The 24829-nt window shown below is 64.0% G+C and carries 27 protein-coding genes and 1 riboswitch; of the genes, 11 read left to right on the top strand and 16 right to left on the bottom strand.

Going from position 1 to position 24829, the window contains the following annotated elements:
- Positions 1 to 37 precede the first annotated feature (37 nt).
- The 7 genes from FJ943_RS19630 to FJ943_RS19660 are packed head-to-tail and all read right to left on the bottom strand — an operon-like array spanning position 38 to position 6589.
- Positions 38 to 625, bottom strand: a complete 588-nt coding sequence (locus FJ943_RS19630) for an NAD(P)H-dependent oxidoreductase (RefSeq protein ID WP_140723960.1) — start codon at positions 623 to 625, stop codon at positions 38 to 40.
- On the bottom strand, positions 625 to 1206 hold the full coding sequence (locus tag FJ943_RS19635; protein WP_140723963.1) for an NAD(P)H-dependent oxidoreductase: 582 nt from the start codon (positions 1204 to 1206) through the stop codon (positions 625 to 627). The genes FJ943_RS19630 and FJ943_RS19635 overlap by 1 nt, the downstream gene beginning before the upstream one ends.
- The gene (locus FJ943_RS19640; RefSeq protein WP_140724198.1) at positions 1206 to 2609 is read right to left on the bottom strand and encodes an FAD-binding oxidoreductase; all 1404 of its coding nucleotides are present in this window, start codon (positions 2607 to 2609) and stop codon (positions 1206 to 1208) included. The genes FJ943_RS19635 and FJ943_RS19640 overlap by 1 nt, the downstream gene beginning before the upstream one ends.
- Positions 2609 to 3910, bottom strand: a complete 1302-nt coding sequence (locus FJ943_RS19645) for a cytosine deaminase (RefSeq protein ID WP_140723965.1) — start codon at positions 3908 to 3910, stop codon at positions 2609 to 2611. The genes FJ943_RS19640 and FJ943_RS19645 overlap by 1 nt, the downstream gene beginning before the upstream one ends.
- Before the next feature lie 3 nt (positions 3911 to 3913).
- Positions 3914 to 4762: an ABC transporter permease gene (locus FJ943_RS19650; protein WP_015317384.1), complete on the bottom strand. Its 849-nt coding sequence runs from the start codon at positions 4760 to 4762 to the stop codon at positions 3914 to 3916.
- Complete coding sequence (locus tag FJ943_RS19655; RefSeq protein ID WP_140723968.1) at positions 4749 to 5573, bottom strand: ABC transporter ATP-binding protein; 825 nt, start codon at positions 5571 to 5573, stop codon at positions 4749 to 4751. Before FJ943_RS19655 ends, FJ943_RS19650 begins: the two co-directional genes overlap by 14 nt.
- A gap of 11 nt (positions 5574 to 5584) precedes the next feature.
- Entirely contained in the window at positions 5585 to 6589 is a 1005-nt protein-coding gene (locus FJ943_RS19660; RefSeq protein ID WP_140723971.1) for an ABC transporter substrate-binding protein, read from the bottom strand.
- A 267-nt stretch (positions 6590 to 6856) separates the two neighbouring features.
- Between FJ943_RS19660 and FJ943_RS19665 the strand changes: the two genes are divergently transcribed.
- Positions 6857 to 7240: a RidA family protein gene (locus FJ943_RS19665; protein ID WP_140615865.1), complete on the top strand. Its 384-nt coding sequence runs from the start codon at positions 6857 to 6859 to the stop codon at positions 7238 to 7240.
- Positions 7241 to 7296: 56 nt separating this feature from the next.
- The gene (locus FJ943_RS19670) at positions 7297 to 8100 is read left to right on the top strand and encodes a creatininase family protein (RefSeq protein ID WP_140661022.1); all 804 of its coding nucleotides are present in this window, start codon (positions 7297 to 7299) and stop codon (positions 8098 to 8100) included.
- On the opposite strand, the gene FJ943_RS19675 is transcribed toward FJ943_RS19670, so the two are convergent.
- Together FJ943_RS19675 and cobD are read right to left on the bottom strand one after the other, a co-directional pair.
- Positions 8101 to 8610, bottom strand: coding sequence for a tyrosine phosphatase family protein (locus FJ943_RS19675; protein ID WP_140723974.1), 510 nt, complete (start codon positions 8608 to 8610; stop codon positions 8101 to 8103).
- Positions 8607 to 9653, bottom strand: coding sequence for a threonine-phosphate decarboxylase CobD (cobD, locus tag FJ943_RS19680; RefSeq protein ID WP_140723977.1), 1047 nt, complete (start codon positions 9651 to 9653; stop codon positions 8607 to 8609). The genes FJ943_RS19675 and cobD overlap by 4 nt, the downstream gene beginning before the upstream one ends.
- On the opposite strand from cobD, the gene cbiB reads away from it, so the two are divergent.
- Positions 9652 to 10626 carry an adenosylcobinamide-phosphate synthase CbiB gene (cbiB, locus tag FJ943_RS19685; protein WP_140723980.1) on the top strand — a complete coding sequence of 325 codons (975 nt, stop codon included), beginning with the start codon at positions 9652 to 9654 and terminating at the stop codon, positions 10624 to 10626. The genes cobD and cbiB overlap by 2 nt on opposite strands.
- Here cbiB and cobO read toward each other — a convergent pair.
- Genes cobO through FJ943_RS19705 form a run of 4 tightly spaced genes read right to left on the bottom strand, consistent with a single transcriptional unit; the run spans position 10623 to position 12742 of the window.
- The gene (gene cobO / locus FJ943_RS19690; RefSeq protein ID WP_140723983.1) at positions 10623 to 11237 is read right to left on the bottom strand and encodes a cob(I)yrinic acid a,c-diamide adenosyltransferase; all 615 of its coding nucleotides are present in this window, start codon (positions 11235 to 11237) and stop codon (positions 10623 to 10625) included. The genes cbiB and cobO overlap by 4 nt on opposite strands.
- A 1-nt stretch (position 11238) precedes the next feature.
- Entirely contained in the window at positions 11239 to 11754 is a 516-nt protein-coding gene (cobU, locus tag FJ943_RS19695) for a bifunctional adenosylcobinamide kinase/adenosylcobinamide-phosphate guanylyltransferase (protein WP_140723986.1), read from the bottom strand.
- Positions 11747 to 12547, bottom strand: coding sequence for a CbtA family protein (locus tag FJ943_RS19700; RefSeq protein WP_140723989.1), 801 nt, complete (start codon positions 12545 to 12547; stop codon positions 11747 to 11749). The genes cobU and FJ943_RS19700 overlap by 8 nt, the downstream gene beginning before the upstream one ends.
- A gap of 15 nt (positions 12548 to 12562) precedes the next feature.
- A complete protein-coding gene (locus FJ943_RS19705) occupies positions 12563 to 12742 on the bottom strand; it encodes a CbtB domain-containing protein (protein ID WP_015317373.1) in 180 nt (59 codons plus the stop codon).
- Positions 12743 to 12777: 35 nt separating this feature from the next.
- A riboswitch (cobalamin riboswitch) is annotated at positions 12778 to 12977 on the bottom strand.
- Positions 12978 to 13120: 143 nt separating this feature from the next.
- Between FJ943_RS19705 and FJ943_RS19710 the strand changes: the two genes are divergently transcribed.
- Positions 13121 to 14296 (top strand): aromatic ring-hydroxylating dioxygenase subunit alpha, encoded by a 1176-nt coding sequence (locus FJ943_RS19710; RefSeq protein ID WP_015317372.1) that lies wholly within the window; start codon positions 13121 to 13123, stop codon positions 14294 to 14296.
- A 3-nt stretch (positions 14297 to 14299) separates the two neighbouring features.
- Here the strand turns inward: FJ943_RS19710 and FJ943_RS19715 are convergent, their stop codons facing one another.
- Positions 14300 to 15499, bottom strand: a complete 1200-nt coding sequence (locus FJ943_RS19715) for an MFS transporter (protein ID WP_015317371.1) — start codon at positions 15497 to 15499, stop codon at positions 14300 to 14302.
- 236 nt (positions 15500 to 15735) lie between these two features.
- Between FJ943_RS19715 and FJ943_RS19720 the strand changes: the two genes are divergently transcribed.
- A complete protein-coding gene (locus FJ943_RS19720) occupies positions 15736 to 16734 on the top strand; it encodes a DUF1624 domain-containing protein (RefSeq protein WP_140723993.1) in 999 nt (332 codons plus the stop codon).
- On the top strand, positions 16731 to 17237 hold the full coding sequence (locus FJ943_RS19725; RefSeq protein ID WP_140723996.1) for an isoprenylcysteine carboxylmethyltransferase family protein: 507 nt from the start codon (positions 16731 to 16733) through the stop codon (positions 17235 to 17237). The genes FJ943_RS19720 and FJ943_RS19725 overlap by 4 nt, the downstream gene beginning before the upstream one ends.
- Positions 17238 to 17243: 6 nt before the next feature.
- Here FJ943_RS19725 and FJ943_RS19730 read toward each other — a convergent pair whose 3' ends face one another.
- Together FJ943_RS19730 and mgtE are read right to left on the bottom strand one after the other, a co-directional pair.
- Complete coding sequence (locus tag FJ943_RS19730) at positions 17244 to 17630, bottom strand: MerR family DNA-binding transcriptional regulator (protein ID WP_006203215.1); 387 nt, start codon at positions 17628 to 17630, stop codon at positions 17244 to 17246.
- Positions 17631 to 17769: 139 nt separating this feature from the next.
- A complete protein-coding gene (mgtE, locus tag FJ943_RS19735; protein ID WP_015317368.1) occupies positions 17770 to 19188 on the bottom strand; it encodes a magnesium transporter in 1419 nt (472 codons plus the stop codon).
- A gap of 388 nt (positions 19189 to 19576) precedes the next feature.
- On the opposite strand from mgtE, the gene FJ943_RS19740 reads away from it, so the two are divergent.
- The 5 genes from FJ943_RS19740 to sucD all read left to right on the top strand — a co-directional run bounded on the left by FJ943_RS19740 (position 19577) and on the right by sucD (position 24654).
- Positions 19577 to 20245 carry a response regulator transcription factor gene (locus FJ943_RS19740; protein WP_140724201.1) on the top strand — a complete coding sequence of 223 codons (669 nt, stop codon included), beginning with the start codon at positions 19577 to 19579 and terminating at the stop codon, positions 20243 to 20245.
- Positions 20246 to 20369: 124 nt separating this feature from the next.
- Entirely contained in the window at positions 20370 to 21560 is a 1191-nt protein-coding gene (locus FJ943_RS19745) for an aminotransferase class V-fold PLP-dependent enzyme (protein WP_140723999.1), read from the top strand.
- A gap of 11 nt (positions 21561 to 21571) precedes the next feature.
- Positions 21572 to 22534: a CoA ester lyase gene (locus tag FJ943_RS19750; RefSeq protein ID WP_015317365.1), complete on the top strand. Its 963-nt coding sequence runs from the start codon at positions 21572 to 21574 to the stop codon at positions 22532 to 22534.
- Positions 22535 to 22555: 21 nt separating this feature from the next.
- Complete coding sequence (locus FJ943_RS19755; protein ID WP_140661011.1) at positions 22556 to 23740, top strand: malate--CoA ligase subunit beta; 1185 nt, start codon at positions 22556 to 22558, stop codon at positions 23738 to 23740.
- Between the two features lie 14 nt (positions 23741 to 23754).
- On the top strand, positions 23755 to 24654 hold the full coding sequence (gene sucD, locus FJ943_RS19760; protein ID WP_140724002.1) for a succinate--CoA ligase subunit alpha: 900 nt from the start codon (positions 23755 to 23757) through the stop codon (positions 24652 to 24654).
- Positions 24655 to 24829: the final 175 nt, after the last annotated feature.

The following is a 24829-nucleotide window of genomic DNA, read 5'->3' on the forward strand; positions in this document are numbered from 1 at the left end:
CCTTCTCCCTCGTTCACGGGGAGAAGGTGCTAATCTTTCAAAACCGCTCCAACTTCGCCCGCACCTTGACCAGAAACGCCGCTCGCGTCTTCGGCGTCGAGGCGTCCATCAAATAATGCGCCAGGAAGAACGTCTTGCAGCGCCTGGCGCACAGCGCCCGCATGCCGCGCAGCAAGGTCTTGCGCCCGGGCTGGCCGACGACGACGCTCCACCAGGTCGGTGCACCGCAAGTGGTGATGACGCCGACCTTGGTGACATGCGTCATCAGCGACTTGATCCCGCCCTTGCCCGCCGGCAGCTTGAAGGCGACATCGGTCGCCCACACCCGGTCTAGCCAGCCCTTCAGCATCGCCGGCAGCCCGTACCACCAGGTCGGGTAGACGAACAGGATCGCTTCGGCCCAGTTGAGCAGTTCGAAATGCGGTTTCAGCGCCGGGTCCTGCGGCGCCTGACTATTGTAGGTACGCCGCTCCTCGCAACTCATCACCGGATCGAACTTTTCGGCATAGAGATCGAGCAGCCGCACGTCCCAGCCTCGCCGCGTCAGCACATCCACGGCGGTGTCGCGAATGGCGGCGCAGAAGCTCTCCGGCACCGGATGGCAATAGACGACAAGGGCACGCATCAGAATGCATCCATGCTGGCCGCGACCTTCGCCGTGAAGGACTTTCGGGTTTCATCGGTCGACAGGTTCATCGAATAATGCGCGAGGTAGGTCACCGGAGCACCCGGCTTTACCGTGGCGCGCAGCATGCGCTTGATCAGTTTTCGCGGCGGGTCGCCCATCAGAAAGGCGCGGAACCGGCTGCCGCCATAGGTGGTGACCGCCGCGACCTTTCTTATGTTGTGCAGCGACGGCTCCACCTTGCCGTCGACCAGCTTGAACGACACGCCCGGCAGGAAGACGCGATCGAAAAACCCTTTCAGGATCGCCGGGAAACCGTAATTCCAGACCGGATAGGAAAGCACCAGCGCATCGGCCCGCAACAGGCGCTCGACGTATGGCGCCGCAGGATTCCCGGGACCGCGGAAATTGTGATAATCCAGCCTCTCCCTGCGCGTCAGACGCGGATCGAAATCCTCGCCATAGAGATCGCAGTCATCGATCGAATGGCCAGCCATCGTGAGCCGCTCGACGATCATCCGGTGCAGGCCGGCATTGAAGCTGGTCTCGACCGGATGGGCATAGAGGACGAGGATGTTCATTACCCAGCCTTTTGCAACCCCTTGAACAGGAACGTCCGGCCCGAACGGTAGTCATAGTCCGGGTTTTCCCAGGCGATCATCTTGCCGGGATTGAGCAGGCCTTGCGGGTCGGTCTCGCGCTTGAAGGCGAGTTGCACCGCGTCGGTCTGCTTCATGCCGCCCTCTTCCAGCGTGTAGCGGTGCGGGTTGAAGATCGGGCAGCCATTTTCCTCATGCAGGCGGATGATCTCGTTAAGCCGCGCCTCGGTGGTGAACTTGACCAGCGGCAGGCCGAAGCAGGTGATGTTGCCATCCAGCCGCACGAATTCGAGATGCGAGAACACTTCGCCGGGAAACATCGCATCCATTTTCTCTACCAGCGCCAGCTGGTTGGGAAAGGGATAGAGCGACTGCAGGTAGGTGACGGCGGGGTCGACGCGCAGCGCCCGGAGCGTCGTGTGGTTCCAGGCCAGCTCATAGGCCGGCGGCAGGCCCTTTTTCTCCTCCGGCGTCGCCGTGGTGGCGTTGTAGGTCACCTCACCCCCGGCGCGGCGCGTAAAGGCCAGAAAAGCATCCAGCCCATGTTGCGCCACCATGACGACGCAGATGCTTTGACCTTCCCTGAAGAATTTCTGGTGCCGCTTGAAATAAAGCTGCGGCACGGGTGCCGCGACCGGCGTGATCAGCTTGGTCAGGATGCCGTCCTGGCAGGCCAGCGCATTGCCATAGCGCGCCGCATCCATGAATTGGTCGAAGCCGACGATGACGTCGATCCAGTCATAGGCCGCCGTCAGCGGCATCTCGACTTCCGAGATGATGCCATTGGTGCCATAGGCGTGGGTCACCTTGTGCAGGTCTTCGCCGGTGAGTTCGAGCACCCTCGGCTCAGCCTCCATCGTCACCACGCGCAGGCGCAGCACATTGCCGAAATCACGCAATCCGCCGAAATTGATCGAGCCGACGCCGCCGGAACCGCCGGCGATGAAACCGCCGATCGAGGCGGTGTTGTAGGTGGAGGGCGACAGCCGCAGCTCCTGCCCGGAATGCGCGCGCGTCGCCTTGTCGATGTCGGACAGGACCGCGCCCGGTCCGGTCACCACGCGCCCCGGCGCGATCGACTTGATCTCGTTCATCTCGGCGAGATTGAGCACCACACCGCCCGAAAGCGGCATTGCCTGGCCATAATTGCCGGTGCCGCTGCCGCGCGGCGTCACCGGCACGCCATGGCGATGACAGGCGGCAAGCACGCGGATCAGTTCGGCCTCGTTCCTGGGCGTCACGATGAGGTCGCCGGTGACATGGTCGAGCTGTTGTTTCAGCACCGGACTGTACCAATAGAAGTCGCGGCTCTTCTGCTGGACGATGGCCGGATTGTCGTCGAGTTTTATCCCGTCGAGATCGCGTTTGAGCGCCGAAACATCCATCATTCCACCATCAGTCCGTCGAGTTCGGCATAGTCCGGCAATTGCCGGTCTATCGCTCGCCCCGCACGCACGACGATGCGATCCGATTCGGGGCGCGACAGCAATTCCGTCCAGCTTCGACCTTTGAACAGCACGAAGTCGGCATCGCCTCCGGCGGCGAGCGTGCCGAAGCCATCGAGCCGCATCGCATGGGCCGGCGTCGCGGTGACCGCCTGCGGCCAGTCGCCGACCGGATGATCGAAATGCAGGACGCGCGTCGCCATGCGGTAGACCTCCAGCATGTCGAGATCGCCATAGGCATGGAAGGGATCGCGCGTGTTGTCCGAAGCGACGGCCACGGGAATGCCCCTCGCCTTCATCTCGTGCAGCAGCGTCACGCCACGCCAGCGCGGTGTGGTTTGGTCAGCGCGACGGTCCTGCAAATAGAGATTGCACATCGGCAGCGACACGATTGCCAGCCCGGCCTTCGCCACCTTGTCCAGCGTGTCCAGCACCTCTAGATCGGGCTGGCGCGCCAGCGAGCAGCAATGGCCGACGAGGATGTTGCCCTCGAAGCCGTTCCACAGCGCTGCCTCGGCGATCTTCTTCAGCGAGATCGCGGCGATGTCGTCGGTCTCGTCGGCATGGAAATCAAGGTCGAGCCCGCGCTTGATTGCCTGCGCGAAAACGTGGTCGAGCAGCTCTTCCAGGTCCGGCACCATATAGGTGACGACGCCCAGCACGCCCTTGGCGGCGGCTACGCGTTTGGCCAGCCTGTCGAACCATTTCTTGTCGCGCACGCCCTCGATGCCGAGCAGGCAGGCACCCTGCAATTCGATGCGGCCACGCCATGCCTCGCGCATCGTCTCGAACACGGGCCAGGAGATTTCCTCCTGCGGCGCGACGCTGTCGATATGAGTTCTAAGCGCCCTGGTGCCATGCGCATAGGCCGAGCGCAGCGAGAAATCCATGCGACGCGCCACATCCTCGGCGCTCCAGCGCGCCACACGGTCGGCGCCCGTGGCGTTCAGAGCGCCCATGAAGCTGCCGTCTGGATTGGGCTTTCGTGGCCAGATATGGCCCTTGTCGATATGCGTGTGGCAGTCGACGAAACACGGCAGCACGATACGTCCGGCAAGGTCGATGACGCCCGCCGGTACCTTCGATGCGGCCTGCGCGGCGATGCTGGAAATCTTGCCGTCCGCGACGGTAATGTCGGCAAGGGCGAAACCGTCGCTGTCGAAGGTCGCAGCAAGACCAAGCGTGACAGATTGATGAACACGCACGTTGGCAAGGCGGTAGGAGCCAGAGGCTGGTATCAAGGTCTACCGCTCCTGCTTCAGCGCGCTTTCGTGCCAGCGCCGCAAAATGAGATGCGAAATCAGCGACAGCACGAGAAAGATCAGGATGCCTGTCAGCGATATCAGGAACAGCGCCGCGAACAGCCTTGGCGCGTTGAGCCGGTAACCCGCTTCGATGATGCGCGAGGCAAGCCCGGACGACTGGCCGGTGGCGCCGGCGACGAACTCGGCCACCACGGCGCCGATCAGCGACAGGCCGCCGGCGATCTTCAGCCCGCCGAGGAAATACGGCATAGCCGCCGGCAGCCTGAGATAGCGCAGCTGCTGCCAGCGCGTCGCGCCGTTGAGCTTGAACAGGTCGCGCAGGTTGCGGTCGACCGAGTTGAGGCCGAGCGTGGTGTTGGACAGGATCGGGAAGAAGGCGACGATCCAGGCGCAGAGCAGGAGCTTGGTCGTCTGATTGTCGACATAGATGTTGATCAGCGGAAAGATCGCCACGATCGGTGTCACCTGCAGCACGATGGCGAAGGGGAAGAACGACATCTCCACCCATTTCGACTGCGCGAACAAGACCGCCAGGCCGACGCCGCCGACAACCGCCAGCAGCAGGCTGAGGAAGGTGATGCGTAAGGTGACCAGCAGTGCGGAAAACAGCAGGCCGGCATCGTTGTAGAGCGTTGTCAGCACGACGCCGGGGCGCGGCAGGATGTATTGCGGGATCTCGTTCCACACGCAGATGCGGTCCCACAGCCAGATCGCCAGGATCATGATCGCCAGCGGCAGAACCCAGCGGCCGATCCGCTCAAACCGCTCCTGGCGCACGCGGCGCGCTTCCTCGGGGTCGAGTTTCAACGTGCCGTCAATGGCCGTCATGATGCGAGCCCGCTGTTGAATTGATGGCATTGACCAGCACATCCGAGGCTTGCCGGCAAAGGGCCGCATAGCCAGGCGAGGTGCGAAACGCCTCATCGCGCGGATAGGACGCCTCGATCGCGAGTTCGTCGAACACCCGCCCCGGCCGAGCCGCCATGACGACGACGCGGTTGGAGAGAAACACGCTTTCGAACACACTGTGGGTGACGAAGACGACGGTGAAGCGCTCGTCTTGCCACAGTTCCAGCAGGTCGTTGTTGAGCTTGAAGCGGGTGATCTCGTCGAGTGCCGCGAACGGCTCGTCCATCAACAGCACGCGTGGCTTGGTCACCATGGCGCGCGCGATCGAGACGCGCATCTTCATGCCGCCGGAGAGTTCGCGCGGCACGGCGTCCTCGAAGCCGGTGAGGTGCACCCGCGCCAGCATCTCCGTTATCGCCGGGGCGGCCTTGGCGCGGGAAATGCCTTTCAGCCTGAGCGGCAGCCAGACATTGTCGAAGACGCTGGCCCAGGGCAGCAGCGTCGGCTCCTGGAAGACGAAGCCGATATTGGCACGGTCGAGCGAGCCGCCGCCGCGCCAGTCGAGCACGCCGGATGTCGGCGTGGACAGGCCGGCAATCAGCCGCAGCGCCGTCGACTTGCCGCAGCCCGACGGTCCGAGCAGGCTGAGGAAATCGCCTTCCCGGATCGTCAGGTCGACATCGCTGAGCGCCGTCACGCCGTTGGAAAAGACCTTGCCGACGCCACGCAGCGCCAGCAAGGTCGGAGCCATGTCCGAGGCGGGCGTTTGCGCCACCTGTTCCCGCATCATGCCGGGCCGGCCTATTTCTTCAGCTCGAGCCCGACCCCCTTGTTGATGAAGGCCAGCGTGTAGGCTTTCGTGATGTCGATGCCTTCAGGCGTGACCTTGGCCTTGACCATCTTGTCGTAGAAGCTCTTGATCCGTTCTTCCTTCATGGCGCCGATGCCGAGCTTCTCGGTGTCGCCGGAATCGGCCAGGCCGAACTTCTTCATCTGCTCGATCGAGAAGGCGATCTGCTCGTCGCTCATGTCAGGATTGTCTTTCTTGATCATGTCGTTGGCGGCCTTGTTGTCGCCGTAGAGGTACTTGTACCAGCCCTTGGCCGAGCCATCGACGAAGCACTGGACCACCTCAGGCTTCTTGTCGATCGTCTCCTGCATCACCTCGATCGTGGTCGAATAGGTGTCCCAGCCGTAGTCGGCGAGCAGGAACTGGTTCGGCACGAAGCCGCCTTCCTTCTTGACCGCGAACGGCTCCGAGGTGACGTAGCCCTGCTGGATCGACTTCTTGTTGGCGAGGAAAGGGGCGGTGTTGTAGGTGTAGGGGACGCGCTTTGAAGCGTCGAAACCGAGCTCGATGACCATCCACTGGAAGAAGGTCTGCACGCCTTCGTCACCCAGAATGTACTGCTCGGCGTTCTTCAGGTCTTCCCATTTGTCGAGCCCCTCGCCGGGGTGGGACATGATGACCTGCGGGTCCTTCTGGAAGTCGGCTGCCACCACACGCATCGGAATGCCTTGCTGGACGGCGTCGAAGGCCGACAGCAGATTGCCGCCCATGTAGAAATCGATCTTGCCGGCGAGCAGCATCGGCCGGCCGCTGACCTGCGGGCCGCCCTGCATGATGGTGACGTCGAGACCGCAGGCGGCGTAGGTCCCATCGGCCACGGCCTGGTAGTAGCCGCCATGTTCCGGCTCGGCGAGCCAGTTGGTGCCGAAAGTGACTTTTTCATTCGCCGCCGCGCCCAGCGTGCTGGCCGCAAGCAGGGCCACCACCGTGGCCGAAATCTTCTGTTTCACGTACATTGACACCGCCCTTTATTTGCACCGGCGCGTTGCGCGCCGTGCTTGACACCAAAGATTCAAGAAGCAAGACACATGCCACCGGCGTCGCGCGCCGGGACCCGCCCGCCTGCACCACAGCCATCTGCGAAAGCCGGAAAGGTCGTGCTGCACCGAAGGGCATCGTGCCTATTTTTTGAACGCCTGTCCACAATCGCACCGGCGACATGCACCACCATCTTGATGGTGCAATGCATCCGGCCTTAGGCTGGCGATATCCAGGAGATTGCCATGTTCAAGTTCCTTACCCCGAAGTCGATCAAGCCACCCTTTGCCCGCTACAGCCACGGCGTCGAGGTGCCGGCCGGCAAGCGGCTGGTGCTGTGCTCGGGCCAGGTCGCCATCACGGCGGACGACCAGATACCGGAAGATGCCGGCGCACAGGCCGAACTCTGCTTCAGGAACATCGCGGCGGTTCTGGGCGAAGCCGGGCTGGGACTTGGCGACATCGTTCGCATCAACGCCTATGTCACCGACCGCGCGCATCTGCGGCCCTATATGGAGGTTCGCGACCGGCTGTTTTCGAGCCCGGCGCCGGCCTCGACGCTGATGATCGTTTCCGGCTTTGCCCGGCCCGAATTCAAGGTCGAGGTCGAGGCCATCGCGGCCGGGTGATCGACAGACCTGCCGCACCGCGCTAGGTCTGACCTGATCATTTGAAGAGGCGTGACATGACTGCTGGCAAGAAACGCGTATGGTGGGGCGACTACCGGACCACCGAATACGCCTCGATCGATCCCGAGGCGACAATCGCGGTGCTGCCGCTGGCGGCTATCGAGCAGCATGGACCGCATCTGCCTGTGTCGACCGACACTTCGATCATGAACGGCATGCTCGACACGGTGATTTCACGCTTGCCCGACGATCTCGACATCCGCATCCTGCCGGTCCAGGCGGTTGGCAAGTCGAACGAGCATCTGCACGCGCCGGGCACTCTCACCTTGCCGGCAACGACGCTGGTCGACGCCTGGACCGAGCTTGGCCTGTCGATCGCGCGCGCCGGCGTGCGCAAGCTTATCGTCGTCAATTCGCATGGCGGCAATGAGGAGATCATGGGCATCGTCACGCGCGAATTGCGCGTGCGCGAAAAGATGCTGGCGGTGAAGACCAGTTGGCAGCGCTTTGGCCGCCCGGCCGGCATGTACACCGAACTCGAGGATCGTCACGGCATTCATGGCGGCGATGTCGAGACGTCGCTGATGCTGCATTTCCGGCCAGATCTCGTCGACATGGGCAAGGCCGACAATTTCGTTTCCAACGTCGCCAAGGCCGAGAAGGAATTCTCGCTGTTGCGCCACACAGGCACCCACGCCTTCGCCTGGATTGCCGGGGATCTCAACCCGAACGGCGTGGTCGGCGACGCCAGCATCGCGACAGCCGAGAAAGGCCGGCTGACCGCGGAATATCAGGCTGACGGGTTCATCAACCTAGTGCGGGATGTGCGCAAGGCCAAGCTCGCGGAGTGGCTGAAATAGCTAACCGTCGATCTGGAGGGCGAACGGCGTGCCTTCAAAGGCGTCGGCGCCGCGCCCGATCGACTCGATCGCCTCGATCATGCGGCCGTTGCGCTCGAGCAGCGCGTCGGCCACCGCGATCAGCCGCGGATTGGGCGTCGCCGAAGGCGATAGCGCTCGCAGCGTCCGCGCCAGTTCCACCTCGTTGCGTTTCGGCGCCAAAGCCGCGGCGATGATATAGGCCGAGGCGGTCGAACGGCTGATGCCGGCATAGCAGTGCACCAGCATTGGTTTCGCCCGGTCCCAGCGGCGTGCGAAATCGAGCAGGTTACGGACATGCTCCTCGCCCGGCATGGTCATGCCGTCCTGCGCCACGGCGATGTCGTGCATGACCAGGTGCAGATGGTTTTCCCTTGGGATCGAGGCCGGTCGGATTACGTCCGTTCCGGCGGCGAGCAGCGACAGCATGCGGTCGGCGCCGGTCCTGGCCACCACTTCCTCGATCTTCGCCAGCGAGCAGACATGGATCATTGTTTGAAACCTTTCGACCGATCCTCGCGCCGCGACGCCCAATCGGCAAGGGCGGATTCGAGCCTGCGCCATTCCTCCTCGCTCCCCGGCAGGCCGGCGCGCAGGGCATGCGGCCGTTCGGAGAAATGCCGCAGCAGGATACCGCTCTGGCCAAGCCCGGAAAACAGGCCGCCGGCATCGGGCAGGCTGAGATAGCGGAACAGCGTGGTGCCGCCCGCGACGGGAACGCCGAAACGGCTAAACAGCGCGTCGAGCCGCACCGTCGCTTCCGCCAGCGAGGCCCGCATCGCATCCTGCCAGTCGAGATCGGCGAGCGCGCGGATGCCGTATTCCAGGGCCGGTCCTGCGACAGCCCACGGCCCGAACTGCATGTCCAGCCGTTCAGCCGTCGGCGCGTCGGCAAGCGCGAACCCGAGCCGCAGGCCGGCCAAACCAAAGAACTTGCCGAACGAACGCAGCACGACGATGCCGCCCTGGCCGACATCGCCGGCGAGGCTGTGCTCGCGTGGACCCACATCCATGAACGCCTCGTCGACGACCAGCAGCCCGCCCTTGGCGCGAAGTCCAGCGGCCAGCACCAGCAACCGGTCGCGCTCGATGATGCGCCCATCCGGATTGTTCGGATTGACGATGATGGCGAGGTCGGCTTCCGCCAGCGCCGCGAAATCGCTGACCTCGACCACGTCGTGCCCGGCAATCGCCGCCGCCCGGGCGTGTTCGGCATAGGTCGGCCCCAGCACCATTGCCTTGCCGGGCCTCACCAGCGAGGCGACGCGCGGCAACAGGATCTGTGTACCAGGGGCCGCCACCACGCTTGCTGGGGAAGGCGCGCCATAGGTGTTGGCCGCGATCTCTACCAGTTCGCGCCCACGCGCGGCCTCTGGCAATCGCCACAGCGAGGTGGCGGGCAGGTCGAAAAGCGGGTAGGAGTGCGGATTGATACCGGTCGAGAGGTCGACGAAAGGCAGCACGGCATTGGGGAAAAGCGCCCTTGCCCGGCCAAGACTTCCACCATGGTCCACCGCTCCTTCAAGAAGCTTCATGTCAGTCCTGATCGCTTTCCTGTCATTAATTGTCGAATTCGCCCTTGGTTATCCCGACTGGCTGTTTCGCGCCATCGGCCATCCGGTGACATGGTTCGGCAGGCTGATATCCTTTCTCGACTTGCGGCTCAACCGCGCCACTGATCCCGACGCGCTGCGTCGCCAACGTGGTGTCCAGGCGCTTCTGGTCATCGTGCTGGTGCCGGCGATAGCAGGCCTTTGCGTGCAGCTTGTTCTACTCTGGTTCGTCCCCCTGGGATGGATCATTGCCGTCTTTCTGGCGACATCGCTTCTGTCGCAGAAAAGCCTTTACGAGCATGTCGAAGCCGTCGCCGACGCGCTCGACAGCGGAGGCCTCGACATGGGCCGAGCCGCCGTTTCGCGGATCGTCGGCCGTGATCCCGAGACACTCGACCGCGCCGGCGTCTGCCGCGCGGCGATCGAGAGCCTAGCGGAAAATTTTTCCGACGGCATCGTCGCCCCCGCCTTCTGGACCGGGGTCGGAGGGCTCGCCGGCGGCGCGGCCTACAAGGCGGCCAACACCGCCGATTCGATGGTCGGCCACCGGACTCCGCGCCATGAGTCCTTCGGCTGGGCGGCGGCGCGCTTCGACGACTGGATCAACCTGCCTGCATCGCGGCTGACGGCGCTGCTGATCGTGCTCGCTTCCCTCCTGGTCGAGGGCGCCGACCCCCGCGGCGCCTGGCAGGCGGTACGGCGCGATGCGAAAAAACACCGCTCGCCCAATGCCGGCTGGCCGGAAGCGGCCATGGCCGGCGCGCTCGGGCTCGCGCTCGCCGGACCACGCAGATATGGCGGTGTCATGGTCGACGACATCTTCATGGGCGAAGGCGGCCGCCGCGATGTCGACAGCGGCGATATCAGGCGGGCGCTCAAGCTTTACCGGGTCGCCGACTACCTGCTGATCGGCTTGTTCGGCCTTGTCGCGCTGATCGCCGTTCTGGTTTTCTAGAACTCGATGCCTTGCTGCGCTTTCACGCCAGCCGAGAAATGGTGCTTTGTCACCCCCATCTCGGTGACCAGGTCTGCCGCCTCGACCAGTGCCGGCTTGGCGTTGCGGCCGGTGACGACGACATGCAGGCCTTCGCGGCGAGCCTTGAGCGCCGCAACCACCTTGTCGAGAGCGAGATAGTCGTAGCGCAAGGCAATGTTGAGCTCGTCGAGCACGACAAGGCTGATCGAAGGATCGCCGATCAATTCCAGAGCCTTGGCCCAGGCGGCCTCGGCGGCAGCGATGTCGCGCTTCAGGTCCTGCGTCTCCCAGGTGAAACCCTCGCCCATTGCGTGCCAGACGACACGGTCGCCAAAGACGGCAAAGGCGTCCTTCTCGCCGGTGTGCCACTTGCCCTTGATGAACTGGACGACGCCGACGCGCTTGCCGTAGCCGAGCACGCGCAGCGCGAGACCGAAGGCGGCCGTGGTCTTGCCCTTGCCGGGACCGGTGTTGACGATCAGCAACCCTTTCTCGATCGTCTTGCCCGCAACCTCGGCGTCCTGCACCGCCTTGCGCTTGGCCATCTTGGCGCGATGGCGTTCTTCATCCTTGTCGTCGATATCGGTCATTTCACTTCACCTTGAGCGGTAGCCCCGCCACCATGAGCAGCACCGTGTCGGCAATCGCGGCGACCCGCTGGTTGAGCCGGCCGGCATCGTCACGAAACCGACGCGCCAGCGCGTTGTCGGGCACGATGCCTTGCCCGACCTCGTTCGTTACCACGAACCACGGTCCGCGCGGCCGCGACAGCACGTCCGCCAGCCGCCGGCACGCGGCCTCGACGTCGTGATCGGCCACCATGTGATTGGTCAGCCACAGCGTCAGGCAGTCGACAAGCACCGGCTGCCCGTCTGGCAACGCCTCCAGCGCTTCGGCGAGGTCGAGTGGCGCATCGGTGGTCGACCAGCCCTCACCGCGCCGCGAGCGGTGCAGCGCGATGCGCTCGCGCATCTCGTCGTCATGGGGTTGCGCCGTGGCGATATAGGCCCATGGCGAGGGCAATGCCGTCACCAGGGTTTCGGCGTGCGCGCTCTTGCCGGAGCGCGCACCACCGATGATGAAGGTCAGCCTGCCGCGATCAGGCAAAGCTGTCGCGCAGACTGGTCGCCATGCCGGTGAAGCGCCTGCGCACCACGCCCACGATCGCGCCGAGCACCAGCCAGAACACCAGATTGGTCACCGTCACCGCCACCACGAACTGATGGTGCAGGCCTTCCGGGATCGGTGTTTCGAAACTGTCGGGCTGCGGCGCGCCGACGACATGCGGCGCGACGATCAGCAAGACGGCGAGGATGGTCAATGGCAGCGATCTGCGAAAGACGATCAGGCCTAGGCCGATCGCGGTCGCGGCCGCCGTCGCCGTCCACCAGATCTGGCGCGGCAGAAGATCGGCCGCCGGCATTGCCGGCAGTTCCGGCTGCAGTCCGAGACCCGGTGCCAGTGTGAACACGGCAAAGCCGGCCAAACCCCAGAACACACCCTGGCGCCAGTTGCCGACGCCGCCGAAGAACTCGGAAACCGCGACCAGGACCAGTGCGAAGCCGATGCCAGTGACGATATTGGCAACCACGCTAAAGGCGAAACGCTCGAAACCGTCGGCCGGCGCCCAGCCTTCGTCTTCCTCCGCCGGTGCCATGGCATCGGTGCCCGCAGGCGCGGCAGAGCTCATGGCATTGCCAGCGGGCGCCGTGCTCATGGCATCATTGGTCGCCGCTGGTGCGGCCGCGTGATCATGGTGGTGGCCGCCGCCGGCCTTTTCGTAGACTTCCGCCTTGAGGATCAGCGGCACGGTGGCATAGGCCTGCATGCAGGCGAGAACGACACCGGCCACGAGCCCCGCGATCGCCGCGACGAACACGACGTTGCGAAACAGATTCATGATGTCGGATCCTCGTTAGTGGCAGGGAAACGCCATCGAGTGGCGATAGTCGTGGGCAGCATTGTGGACCGCATCGATATGCGAGAAGCCGACAAAGCCGACGACGAAGATGCCGAGCAGCGCCGCGAGCGCGAGCTGCATGAAGCGCGACTGCGAGGAGACGGAGGCGCCGAGGGAGACGGAAGCGGTAGTCATGTCTTGTCCTTTCGCCCTCCACCCGAGGGCATCGAAGTCAGTTTCCTGTCGCCGGCAGGTCTCCTGGCTCGCGGATAAGCGCCCTTCCCCACCTTCCCGAAGAAAAATCTTCAGTGGCATATGGAGAGGACTACCGCACACAGTTGCGGGGGCAGCCACGGCATTGGGCAGGAATTCCTGCCCGCACCGCATTCCCTCTTGGCTCCAAAAAGGAACCGACGACATCGGGGACTATAGGGAAATTCGCCGCGCCCGGCAAACCAAATTCCGACAGCCGCCAGCGCAGGAGCGCCGTATCGGCGAAGCTGCCCTCATCCCGTCCCGATTGACAAACTTCATGGCCGGGTGTCGGCTGGCACCCCTCACGGGAAGCCAGCCATGCAGCCCAATGCCAGCGAGTGCGTGCCCTATAACGGCCTGACTCGAACCGAGCCGACGCTGCCCTCGTCGGCCTATTGGGACCAGGACAACTATCAGCGCGATCTCGACGCCATCTGGTACAGGAACTGGCTGCTCGTCTGCCGCGAGGCCGACCTTGCCCAGCCTTTGGCGTTCCGCACCTTCCGCGTCGGTACGCAGGAAATCCTCCTGCTGCGCGACGACACCGGCGAGTTGCATGCCTTCCACAACACCTGCCGGCATCGCGGCTCGCAGCTTTGCCAGGAAAGCCAGGGCCGGCTGAAGGCGCGGCTGATCACCTGCCCGTATCATGCCTGGTCCTATTCTCTGCGTGGCGATCTGGTGCGCGTGCCGTCGAAATCGCTGCCTGACGGCTTCGACAAGGCCGATCACCCGCTTTATCGCGTCGCGCACTCGGTGTGGCGGGGCTTCGTCTTCGTCAATCTTGCGGAAGATGCCGCCAGCTCGGCGCAATCCTCCTTCGACCCGGCCTCCGGCGACTTCGGCAACTGGCCGCTGGAAATGCTGGTATCAGGGCACGTGCTGCGCAAGGTGATGAACTGCAACTGGAAGATTTTTTGGGAAAACTTCAACGAGTGCCTGCACTGCCCGGGCGTCCACAAGGACCTGTCGCGGCTGGTGCCGATCTATGGCCGCGGCCTGATGAGCCGGCATGACGATCCCGAATGGCTCCGCCACGCCGACAATGACGCGCCAGAATTCTCCGGCGGCCTGCGCGCCGGGGCTGAGACATGGTCGCGTGATGGGCAGACGCACGGGCCGATCTTCCCGAGCTTGACGCCGGCGGAACGCAGCGCCGGTCAGACCTATGCCACCAGCCTGCCGTCGATGTTCATCGTCGGCCATGTCGACTATGTCAGGACCGTGCGGCTTACGCCGCTCGGTCCCGAACAGACCGAATTGACCGCGGAATGGCTGTTCGCGCCCGAGGCGCTCGCCGAGACCGACATCGACAACATCGTTGCCTTCGGCACACAGGTGCTGGAGGAGGACGCAGCAATCTGCGAGGTCAACCAGAAGGGCCTGCGCTCGATGCGTCATACAGCTGGCGTGCTGATGCCCGAGGAGTACGACCTGCACCGTTTCCACAACTGGGTGCGCGAACGGCACGCTGCGCGCTCACCCGAGGCCTGAAGATCACAGCGACTTCGGCAGATATCGCCAGGTCATGAAGCCGCAAAAGGCTGCCAGTAGCCCAAGCGTGACGAACACCGAGCCCAGGCCGAAGAAGGCCAGCACCACCGAATAGACCAGCGGCGGCGTCAGTTCGGAAAAATCGAGATAGGTGCGGTAGACCGCCGCCATCTGCGCGCGCTCATAAGAGCGCACCGAGCGCATGAAGGCGGTCGAACCCAGCGCGTCGAGCGCGATGGTGAAGAAGGCGCCGCACAGCAGGAAGGCGCCGGTGAGCAACGGCACGGTTTCGCCCACGGCACCGGCCGCCAGCAGCGTCGCCGACATGGCGAAATAGGCAAATGTCATGGTCCTGCGGCCGCCGAAGCGTTTCCCCGCCTTGCCCCAGAAGATCGCCATGAACAGCAGCGCGTTGCCGGCCGAGACCAGCAGGCCGCCGGCCAATTCGCCCTCGCCGGTGATGACCATGAACAGCGGTCCATAGACGAAGAAGGTCGTCCAGAAGCAGGAGCGGCCGAAGGCGATCAGCCAGGCCAATCTCAGCCTCGGCTGGGCGACGAAGCGGCCGATATTGGCGAGCGGATTGGCCGGTCGTGTCTTGCCCGGGCGGATCGACTGGTTGTCGCTCAGCCGATAGGTCCAGAACAGCGCCAGCAAAGCCATGGCGAACACCGCCACCGCGCCATGCGCGGCATAAATGCCGAAGCGCGTATAGAGAAAAATGCCGAGCGTCGGCCCGCAGGTCCAGGCAACCATCGACCACGCCATGCGCAGCGATTCGGCCTGCATGAAATCGGTCTTGCGGATGTGATCCATGATGTAGAGGTTGAGCGTGATCGACAGCGCGCTGGCGCCCATCACCCGGCACAGCATCCCGGCCAGTTGCCCGGCGAGCGTATGGGTGACGAAGAACAGCGAGCCGATAGCGAGCAGGCAGGCGCCCGCCGTGTAGACCCAGCGCCGCGCGAAGCGGCGGATCAGCATCGGCATGAACAAGGTCACCGACAGGCCGAGCAGGGACACGGCGGTGTAGAGTATCGAGACGATCTGCTCGTTGTGGAGAATCTCGTAGGCCTGGATCGGTATGACGCTCGACACCATGGCGCGGGCGAAGGATTCGACCGCGTAAAGCGAGGCGAAGGTGCGCGCATCCGCGGCCTTGAGGGCCGGAAGCCAGATCGGATGGCGAACATGGGTGGACATTGCTTCCCCAAAGCAGAATCGCGGCGTCGAATCTGCCGTGGACATTTCAGGCCCATTAAGAGGAAACCGACGCACATCCGGCAAAAAGCGAAGCCGGTCAAAGGCTTTTCCGCGCTGGCCCAACCCGGCGGCTGGCGCGGACCCCGCCGCGCGGTCCAGGCCAAGGCGACCGGTCTTCTTCTATCCGGTGCAACCGTGATAGTCGTCGTGGAGGGGCTGAATCAGATCGCGAGACCATGAGCATCCACACGCCGACCGTACCCGTCCCGCAGCCATCGAAGCGCATCGTCGCCATCGATATCTTGCGTGGCATCGCGCTGATCGCGATGGCGAGCTACCACTTCACCTGGGACCTGGAATTCTTCGGTTACACCGATCCCGGCCTCACCGCCTTCGGCTGGTGGAAGTTCTACGCCCGCTGCATTGCATCGACCTTCCTGTTCCTGGTTGGCGTCAGCCTCTATCTCGCCCATGGCCGACAGATCCGCTGGAACGGCTTCTGGAGACGGTTCGCCATGGTCGCCGGCGCGGCGGTCGCCATTTCGGTCGTCACCCGCGTCGCCACGCCCGACGGGTTCATCTTCTTCGGCATCCTGCACGAGATCGCGCTCGCCAGCCTGCTCGGCCTCGCGTTCCTGCGCCTGCCGGCGCTGCTGACGCTTGCCGTCGCCGCGCTCGTCATCGCGGCACCAGTCTACCTGCGCTTCGAGGCCCTCGATCATCCCTGGCTCTGGTGGATCGGCCTGTCGGCGATCAATCCGCGCTCCAACGACTACGTTCCGCTGTTCCCCTGGTTCGGCGCCGTGCTTACGGGCATTGCGGTGGCGAAATTCGCTTCCACCTCCGGCATAAGGGCACGCCTGGCGAACCTGGCGCCCGGACGCTGGTCGAACCCGCTGGACTTCATCGGCCGCCACAGCCTGGCTTTCTACCTGGTCCACCAGCCGCTGCTGATCGGCTGCGTCTGGCTGTTCTCGCAAGTGATGCCGGCGCAGGTCGAAACCCCGCAGGTCAATTTCCTGAAAACCTGCCAGCGATCGTGCGAGCAGATGCGCAACGCAACCTTCTGTTCGAGCTATTGCGGCTGCATGCTCGAAACGCTCGAAGGTGAAGCCTCTCTTGATCGGCTCTTCAACAACGACCAGACTGCGGACTTCAGGGCGCATCTGTCCGATCTTGCCGCAACGTGCACCGCCAAGACCGACGACAAGATGACGGAGGGAGGGACACAATGATCGGGCCAAAGCCTGGGATCGAACCGAAGCCTGGGACCGGGCCGAAACCTGGGCTGGTACCGTGGCCGCCGGTGATCTACGCCGCCGCCATCCTCATCAGTGTCGTGCTCGGCCTCTACATCCCGCTGCCCTGGATCGGCGATCTCCTTGGCGACATCCTGTTCGCCGCCGGCTGGGTGGCATTGTTCGCCGTGGCCGTACTCTGGTTCACAGCGATCCGCACCATGATACGGGCCAGGACCACGCTCAATCCCAACGCCGTGCCCGATCATCTCGTCACGACCGGCCCCTTCGGCGTCAGCCGCAATCCGATGTACCTGGCCAACACGCTGCTGTTGATCGGCGTCGCCTTCGTCTCGGGCATCGCCTGGTTCTTCCTGCTTGCCTTCGTGGCCGCCTTCGTCACCCAGAAGGTCGCGATCGAGGGCGAGGAAAAGATATTGGCGGCGAAATTCGGCAAGAAATACCGCGACTATGCAAAAAGAGTCCGGCGCTGGATTTGAGCAGGGCTACGTGTTGACGCCGAGCTCGACCAGCCGCTCGACGCAAGACTCCTCGGCCTGGTCGAGTTCGGCCAGTGTCTCCTCCAGGTCGCGACGTTTCTGCCTGAGGTCTTCGCGCTTTTCCTCGATGCGTTTGATCATCAGCTTGAGCTGCCCGACCTCGCCCGGCGGCTCCTTGTACATCTGGATGATTTCGCGGATCTCGTTGATCGAGAAGCCGAGGCGTTTTCCGCGCATGATCTGCCGGATGAGGTGGCGGTCGGAAGGGCGAAACAGGCGGGTGCGGCCGCGCCGCACCGGCTGCACCAATCCCTCGTCTTCATAGAAACGCAGCGTCCGCGTCGACACGTCGAATTCGCGGGTCAGCTCGGTGATCGAATAATATTCCCGCATTGTCACTCCCTGCCGGGATTCCAGGCGATCGCCATGCGGCGTCTCCCTTCTGTCCCGAACCAAACCCTTGTCCGCCGGAATCGACGCGACACCCCGCACAAGCCTCGCACGGCATTTACGTAAAAGTCAATTGAGACCGTTACCGGACGCCGAACCACCAGCTCGCGAGGCCGAGGAAGGCAAAGAATCCAACGACGTCGGTGACCGTGGTGACGAAAACCGCCGAAGCGACCGCGGGATCCACCTTGAACCTGTCGAGCAGCAGCGGGATCAGGATGCCGGCAAGGGCCGCCACGAACATGTTGATGATCATAGCCGCCGCGATGATGCCGCCGAGATTAGGGTCGTGGAACCAACTTGCGGCGACGATGCCGATCAGCACGGCGAAGACGATGCCGTTGATGAAGCCAACGCCCATCTCGCGGCGGATGATGCGGCCGGCGTTGTAGATGTCGAGATCCCTGGTCGCCAGCGCCCGCACGGTGACGGTCATGGTCTGCGAACCGGCATTGCCGCCCATGCCGGCCACGATCGGCATCAGCACGGCGAGTGCCACGATCCGCTCGATCGTGTGGTCGAACAGGCCGATCACCGATGCCGCCAGGAATGCCGTCAGCAGATTGACGAGCAGCCAGGGAACGCGCGAGCGCGAGGTCGCCAGAATGCTGTCGGAGAGCTCTTCGTCACCGACGCCGCCCATGCGCAGCAGGTCTTCCTCCGCCTCCTGCTGGATGACGTCGACGACATCGTCGATGGTCAGCACGCCGACCAGCCGTTCGTTTTCGTCGACGACCGCGGCCGACAAAAGGTCGTATTGTTCGAACTCCCGCGCCGCCTCTTCCTGGTCCATGGTGGCGGGAATGGCGTGCCGCGTCTCATGCATGACCTCCCCCACCTTGACCGCGCGCTTGGCGCGCAGGATCTGGTCGAGATCGATGGCCCCCAACAACTTGAAGGTCGGATCGATGACGAAGATCTGGCTGAAGCGGTCCGGAAGGTTCTTGTCCTCGCGCATGTAGTCGATGGTCTGGCCGATGGTCCAGAAAGGCGGCACAGCGACGAACTCGGTCTGCATGCGCCGCCCGGCGGTCTCTTCCGGGTAGTCGAGCGAGCGCCGCAGCCTGATCCGCTCGGTGAACGGCAGCTGCGACAGGATCTCGTCCTGGTCTTCCGGCTCGAGGTCTTCGAGAATGTAGACCGCGTCGTCGGAATCGAGTGCCTGCACGGCCTGCGCGATCTGCGCATTGGGCAGATTGTCGACGATATCCATGCGGATCGCCTCGTCGACTTCGGTCAGCGCGGAAAAATCGAAGTCGGCGCCCAGCAGTTCGACCAACGCGCGCCGCTGCTCGGGATGCAGCGCCTCGATGAGGTCGCCAAGTTCCGACTGATGCAGGTCGTCGACTTCGCGCTTGAGTGTCAGCGTGTCGCGGTCGGCGATCGCCGCACCGATCTGGGCAAGGAAGGACGAAAGAACCGCGCCGTCCTCGCCATAGATGTCGGCGTGGGCGTCGTCAGCCGCCTTGGCGGAGGTCGTCTGCTTGTCCTGGCCTTCCACCAGCGTCTCCAGCCATCAGAATCCCGGAAAGGTTGCCAGTCAGGTCTAGACCATGATTCCGAAAAGTGGAAATCGGTTTTGGGTCCGACCACAAACAAGAAATTTGGAGCGGCGGCATGATTCGATTTCGCAGCCCGTCGCTCCAACGCACGGGAATTCCAGCCGAAAAGTCCCGCTTGCGCAACGGCGTCGTTTTCCGCCGACGCGACATTGTCCGGCGTGCGCGACCTGGTCGATTCCGCCAAAAGCGGGTGTGCTTGTGGCCCGGCCACGCGACAGCGCATGTCGCTGGGGAAAGAGCACCCGTGCGCGATTGGGGCAGAATTGTCATGATGCAGGTCCAGGCATCGGCTGGACCCCCAAACCGCAACAAAAAAGCCGGAAGCCCTTGAAGATCAGGTCGCGGACAGAAAACAAGGCAATCGACGAGCGGCGCGTTCGCGTGGTCGTGGCCGAACGCAATCCGCTCGTCATATCGGCTCTGCGCGAAATGCTGGACTGCGACGGGCGCTTCGAACTTGTGGCCTCCGTACAAAGCGGCAGGCATTTCCTGGAGCTGGCAGCGGTCCAGGAGTTCGATGTCGCCGTGATCGGCTGGAAGCTGTCCGACATGGACGGCGCTGATGTCCTGGCCGAGGTCCAGACCCGCAAGCTCGACGTTCGCATCGCCGTCTTTTCAAACGACCATGACATCGGCATCCTGAAACAGTGCGTGCGCCTGGGGGCCCAGGGCTACTGCTTCCAGTTCGACGATCCCGCCATCATCTTCGACACGATCCTGGCTGTCGCGCACGGCCGCATCTGCATCCCCTATATCGACATCAACAAGGTCAACGATACGCCTCTATCCCGGCTTACCGTGCGCGAGCGTGAACTGCTGGCGGTATTGTCCGACGGCTGGACCAATTTGCAGATCGCCACCCGGACCGGCATCTCCGAAAACACCGTGAAGTACCATCTCAAGAATCTGTACGACAAGCTGGACGTCCGCAACCGCGCCATGGCGGTCGCGCTCTATTCACGAGAGAGGCGTAGCCAAAGGCAGCCTTTCGGGTAGGGCGACCGGGTAGGCCATACCCACCCGCATGCGGTGAGATCTTACCCGCCAAGGTGTTGTCGGCATCGGCCGTCGAAACGAAACTCCCCACCACCGCTTTGCTGGATCAGGAGGAGTTCGCATCATGGCCGGTTTCACCCATCTTTTCATTCCCGGGCCGACCAACATCCCCGAGCAGGTACGCCAAGCGATGAACCTGCCGATGGAGGACATGCGCGCGGCCACCTTCCCCGATCTCACCCTGCCGCTGTTCGAGGACATCAAACGGGTCTTCAAGAACGAGACCGGCCGCGTCTTCATCTACCCGTCCTCCGGCACCGGAGCCTGGGAAGCGGCGATGACCAATGTGCTCAGCCCAGGCGACCGCGTTTTGATGTCGCGTTTCGGCCAGTTCTCGCATCTGTGGGTCGACATGGCCGAACGGCTCGGTTTCGAGGTCGACGTCATCGACTGCGAATGGGGAACCGGCGTTCCGCTGGAACTCTATGCGGAGCGGCTGAAGGCGGACAAGACGCACCGCATCAAGGCGATTTTCTGCACACAGAACGAGACGGCGACAGGCGTCACCAGCGACGTCGCCGGCTGCCGCGCCGCGCTCGACGATGCGAACCACCCTGCCCTTCTTTTCGTCGACGGCGTCTCGTCGATCGGCTCGATCGACTTTCGCCAGGAAGAATGGGGCGTCGACTGCGCCGTCAGCGGCTCGCAGAAAGGCTTCATGCTGCCGGCCGGCCTTGGCTTCCTGTCGGTGAGCAGGAAGGCGCTCGTCGCTTCGAGAACCGCCACCCACCGGCGCTGTTTCTTCTCCTTCGAGGACATGATCCGCGCCAACGATGCCGGCTATTTCCCTTACACGCCGGCGACACAATTGCTGCGCGGCCTGCGCGCCTCGCTCGACCTGATCGCCGAGGAAGGGCTGGAGACCATCTTCTCCCGGCACCATCGCCTTGCCGAAGGCGTGCGCAAGGCGGTCGACGCGTGGGGGCTGAAGCTCTGCGCCAAGGCGCCAAAATGGCATTCGGACACGGTCAGCGCCATTCTCGTGCCGGATGGCATCGACAGCGGCGACGTCGTCAAGCGCGCCTACCAGGCCTACCAGACGTCGCTGGGCGGCGGCCTCAACAAGGTGTTCGGCAAGGTTTTCCGCATCGGCCATCTCGGCTGGCTGAACGAGGTGATGGTGCTGGCCTCGCTTTCGGCGGCGGAAATGGCGCTGCTCGATTGTGGCGTCCGGCTGGCGCCCGGCTCCGGCGTCGGCGCCGCCATCCAGCATTTCCGCGCTTCGGCCGCGCTGCCGGTCGCCGAAGCCGCCTGAGGGAGTCGACGATGAGCCACACCATTAACCACCTCAAGAAACTCAGGCTGCAGCGCAGCGAGCTGGCGGTTCCAGGCTCCAGCCCGGAGATGATCGACAAGGCGGCCAACAGCGCCGCCGACTTCGTCTTCCTCGACATTGAGGACGCCGTCGCGCCGCCCGACAAGGAACGCGCACGCAAGAACATCATCCAGGCCCTGAACGACATCGACTGGCGCGCCAAGGGCAAGACCGTCTCGGTGCGCATCAACGGGCTGGACACGCACTACATGTACCGCGACGTTGTCGACGTCATGGAGCAGGCCGGCGACCGGCTGGACACCATACTGGTGCCCAAGGTCGGCGTTCCGGCCGACCTCTACATGGTCGAGGCCATGGTCAACCAGATCGAGATGGCCAAGGGCTTCAAGACCCGTGTCGGCCTGGAAGCCCTGATCGAGACCGCGCTCGGCATGGCCAATGTCGAGGCTATCGCCGCCACCCCTGGACGGCTGGAAGCCATGCATTTCGGCGTTGCCGACTATGCGGCAAGCTGCAAGGCGCGGACCGTCAATATTGGCGGCCTCAACCCCGACTATCCCGGCGACCAGTGGCATTTCGCCCTGTCGCGGATGACCGTCGCCTGCCGCGCCTACGGCCTGCGCGCCATCGACGGACCGTTCGGCGATTTCTCCGACCCGGAAGGCTACAAGGCGGCCGCCAGACGCGCCGCCGCGCTCGGCATCGAAGGCAAATGGGCGATCCATCCCTCGCAGATTGCCTTGGCCAACGACGTCTTCTCGCCGCCGGAGAAGGAAGTCACGCGCGCCCGCCGCATTCTCGAAGTGCTGAAGGAGGCGGAGGCGCAGGGCAAGGGTGCCGCCGCGCTCGACGGCAAGATGATCGACGCCGCGTCGGAACGCATGGCGCGCAATGTTCTGGTGGTCAACGACGCCATCGAACGCGCCGGCCAACAGCACGTCGCGGCACTTTGACGATTTGGGGAGGAGAAAAGAATGGACATCCACGAATACCAGGCCAAGGAGCTGCTCGCCCGGCATGGGATCCACGTGCCGCGTGGCGGCCTGGCCTACAGCCCCGAACAGGCGACCTACCGGGCGCGCGAGATCGGCGGCGGCAAATGGGTGCTGAAGGCGCAGGTTCATTCCGGCGCGCGCGGCAAGGCCGGCGGCATCAAGCTCTGCGCCAATGACGAGGAAATTTCCAGCGCCGCCGAAGCCATGCTCGGGCGCAAGCTGGTGACCCACCAGACCGGCCCGCGTGGCAAGCTGATCTCGCGCCTCTATCTGGAGGAAGCCGTCGAGATCGCGCAGGAGCTCTATCTCGGCTTCGTGCTCGATCGCAAGGAAGAGCGCGTCATGATCGTGGCCTCGGCCGCCGGCGGCATGGAAATCGAGGAGATCGCCGAGAAGGCACCCGATTCGATCATCCGCGCCACCGTCGATCCGGGTGTCGGCATGCAGCGCTTCCAGGCGCGCGAGATCGCCTTCGGGCTCGGCCTGGAGGACAGCCTGATCGGCAAGGCGACCGAGACCATCTTCAGCTGTTACCAGGTGTTCCGCGACTACGACGCCTCGATGCTGGAGATCAATCCGCTGGTGGTGACCCGCGACGGCAGCCTGGTGGCACTCGACGCCAAGATGTCGTTCGATGAGAACGCGCTGTTCCGGCGGCCCGAAATCTCCGAATTGCGCGACAAGAGCCAGGAAGACCCGCGCGAAACCTTCGCCAGCGATCGCGGCCTCTCCTATGTCGGCCTCGACGGCAATATTGGCTGCATCATCAATGGCGCCGGGCTCGCCATGGCGACGATGGACATGATCAAGATCGCTGGCGGCGAGCCGGCCAACTTCCTCGACATCGGCGGCGGCGCTTCGCCCGAGCGGGTCGCGAAATCCTTCCGCGCCGTGCTCGGCGACAAGAATGTCGAGACCATCCTGGTCAACATCTTTGCCGGCATCAACCGTTGCGACTGGGTCGCCGAGGGCGTCATCAAGGCCATCCGCGAGGTCGGCGTCAACGTGCCGCTGGTGGTGCGGCTGTCCGGCACCAGGGCCGAGGAAGGGCGCAAGATCCTGGCCGATTCCGGCGAGGCGGTGATCGTCGCCGACACGCTCGCCGAAGCCGCCGAAAAAGCCGTCGCCGCCTGGCGCGTGGCCACCAACAAAAAAGCAGCCTGAGGGAGGACGGAAAAATGGCAATCCTGCTCAACCGCAGCACACGCGTCATCGTGCAAGGTTTCACCGGCAAGATCGGCAGCTTCCATGCCGAGGACATGAAGCGCTACGGCACCAAGCTCGTCGGTGGCGTCACCCCCGGCAAGGGCGGCCAGACGCATCTCGGCCTGCCCGTCTTCAACACGGTCAAGGGCGCTGTGCGCGAGACCCGTGCCGAAGCCAGCATCGTCTTCGTGCCGCCGCCCTTTGCAGCCGATTCGATCATGGAAGCGGCGGATGCGGGGATAAAGCTCTGCGTCTGCATCACCGACGGCATCCCCTCGCAGGACATGATGCAGGTCAAGCGCTACATGCGCCGCTACCGCTACGAGGACCGCATGCGGCTGGTCGGGCCGAATTGCGCCGGCATCATCACGCCGGGACAGGCGCTGATGGGCATCATGCCCGGCTCGATCTACCTGCCCGGCCGCATCGGCATCGTCGGCCGCTCAGGCACCCTTGGCTACGAGGCCGCCTCGCAGATGAAGGCGCTCGGCATCGGTGTGTCGACCAGCGTCGGCATTGGCGGCGATCCGATCAACGGCTCCTCCTTCAAGGACGTTCTGAAGCTGTTCGAGCAGGACGACGAGACCGACGCCGTGGTCATGATCGGCGAGATCGGCGGACCGCAGGAAGCCGAAGCCGCGATCTGGGCGCGCGACAATATGAGGAAGCCGCTGATCGCCTACATCGCCGGCCTGTCCGCCCCCAAAGGCCGCCGCATGGGTCATGCCGGCGCCATCATCTCGGCCTTCGGCGAGTCCGCGCAGGAAAAGGTCGAGATCCTGAAAGAGGCCGGCGTCATCATCGTGCCGACGCCGTCCTCGTTTGGCGAGGTGGTGGCGGACACGCTGGCGCGGAGGAAGCAGGCGGCGTAGCCGCAGGTTCGGGCGAAAGACGGACGCGGCGACGCAGTCTCCAAGACGCGCCGCCGCCTTCGTTTCCGGGCGCGCAAAGCGATTGATCCGTTATAGCCATTCCCAGCGATTAAATACTCGTGGCGCACTTGTTTCGCTGGAAACGATTTGCTACACGCCGCGAGCCGGTCGGTTC

The organism is Mesorhizobium sp. B2-3-10 (assembly GCF_006442275.1).
In the GTDB taxonomy this organism is placed as follows: Bacteria; Pseudomonadota; Alphaproteobacteria; order Rhizobiales; family Rhizobiaceae; genus Mesorhizobium; species Mesorhizobium australicum.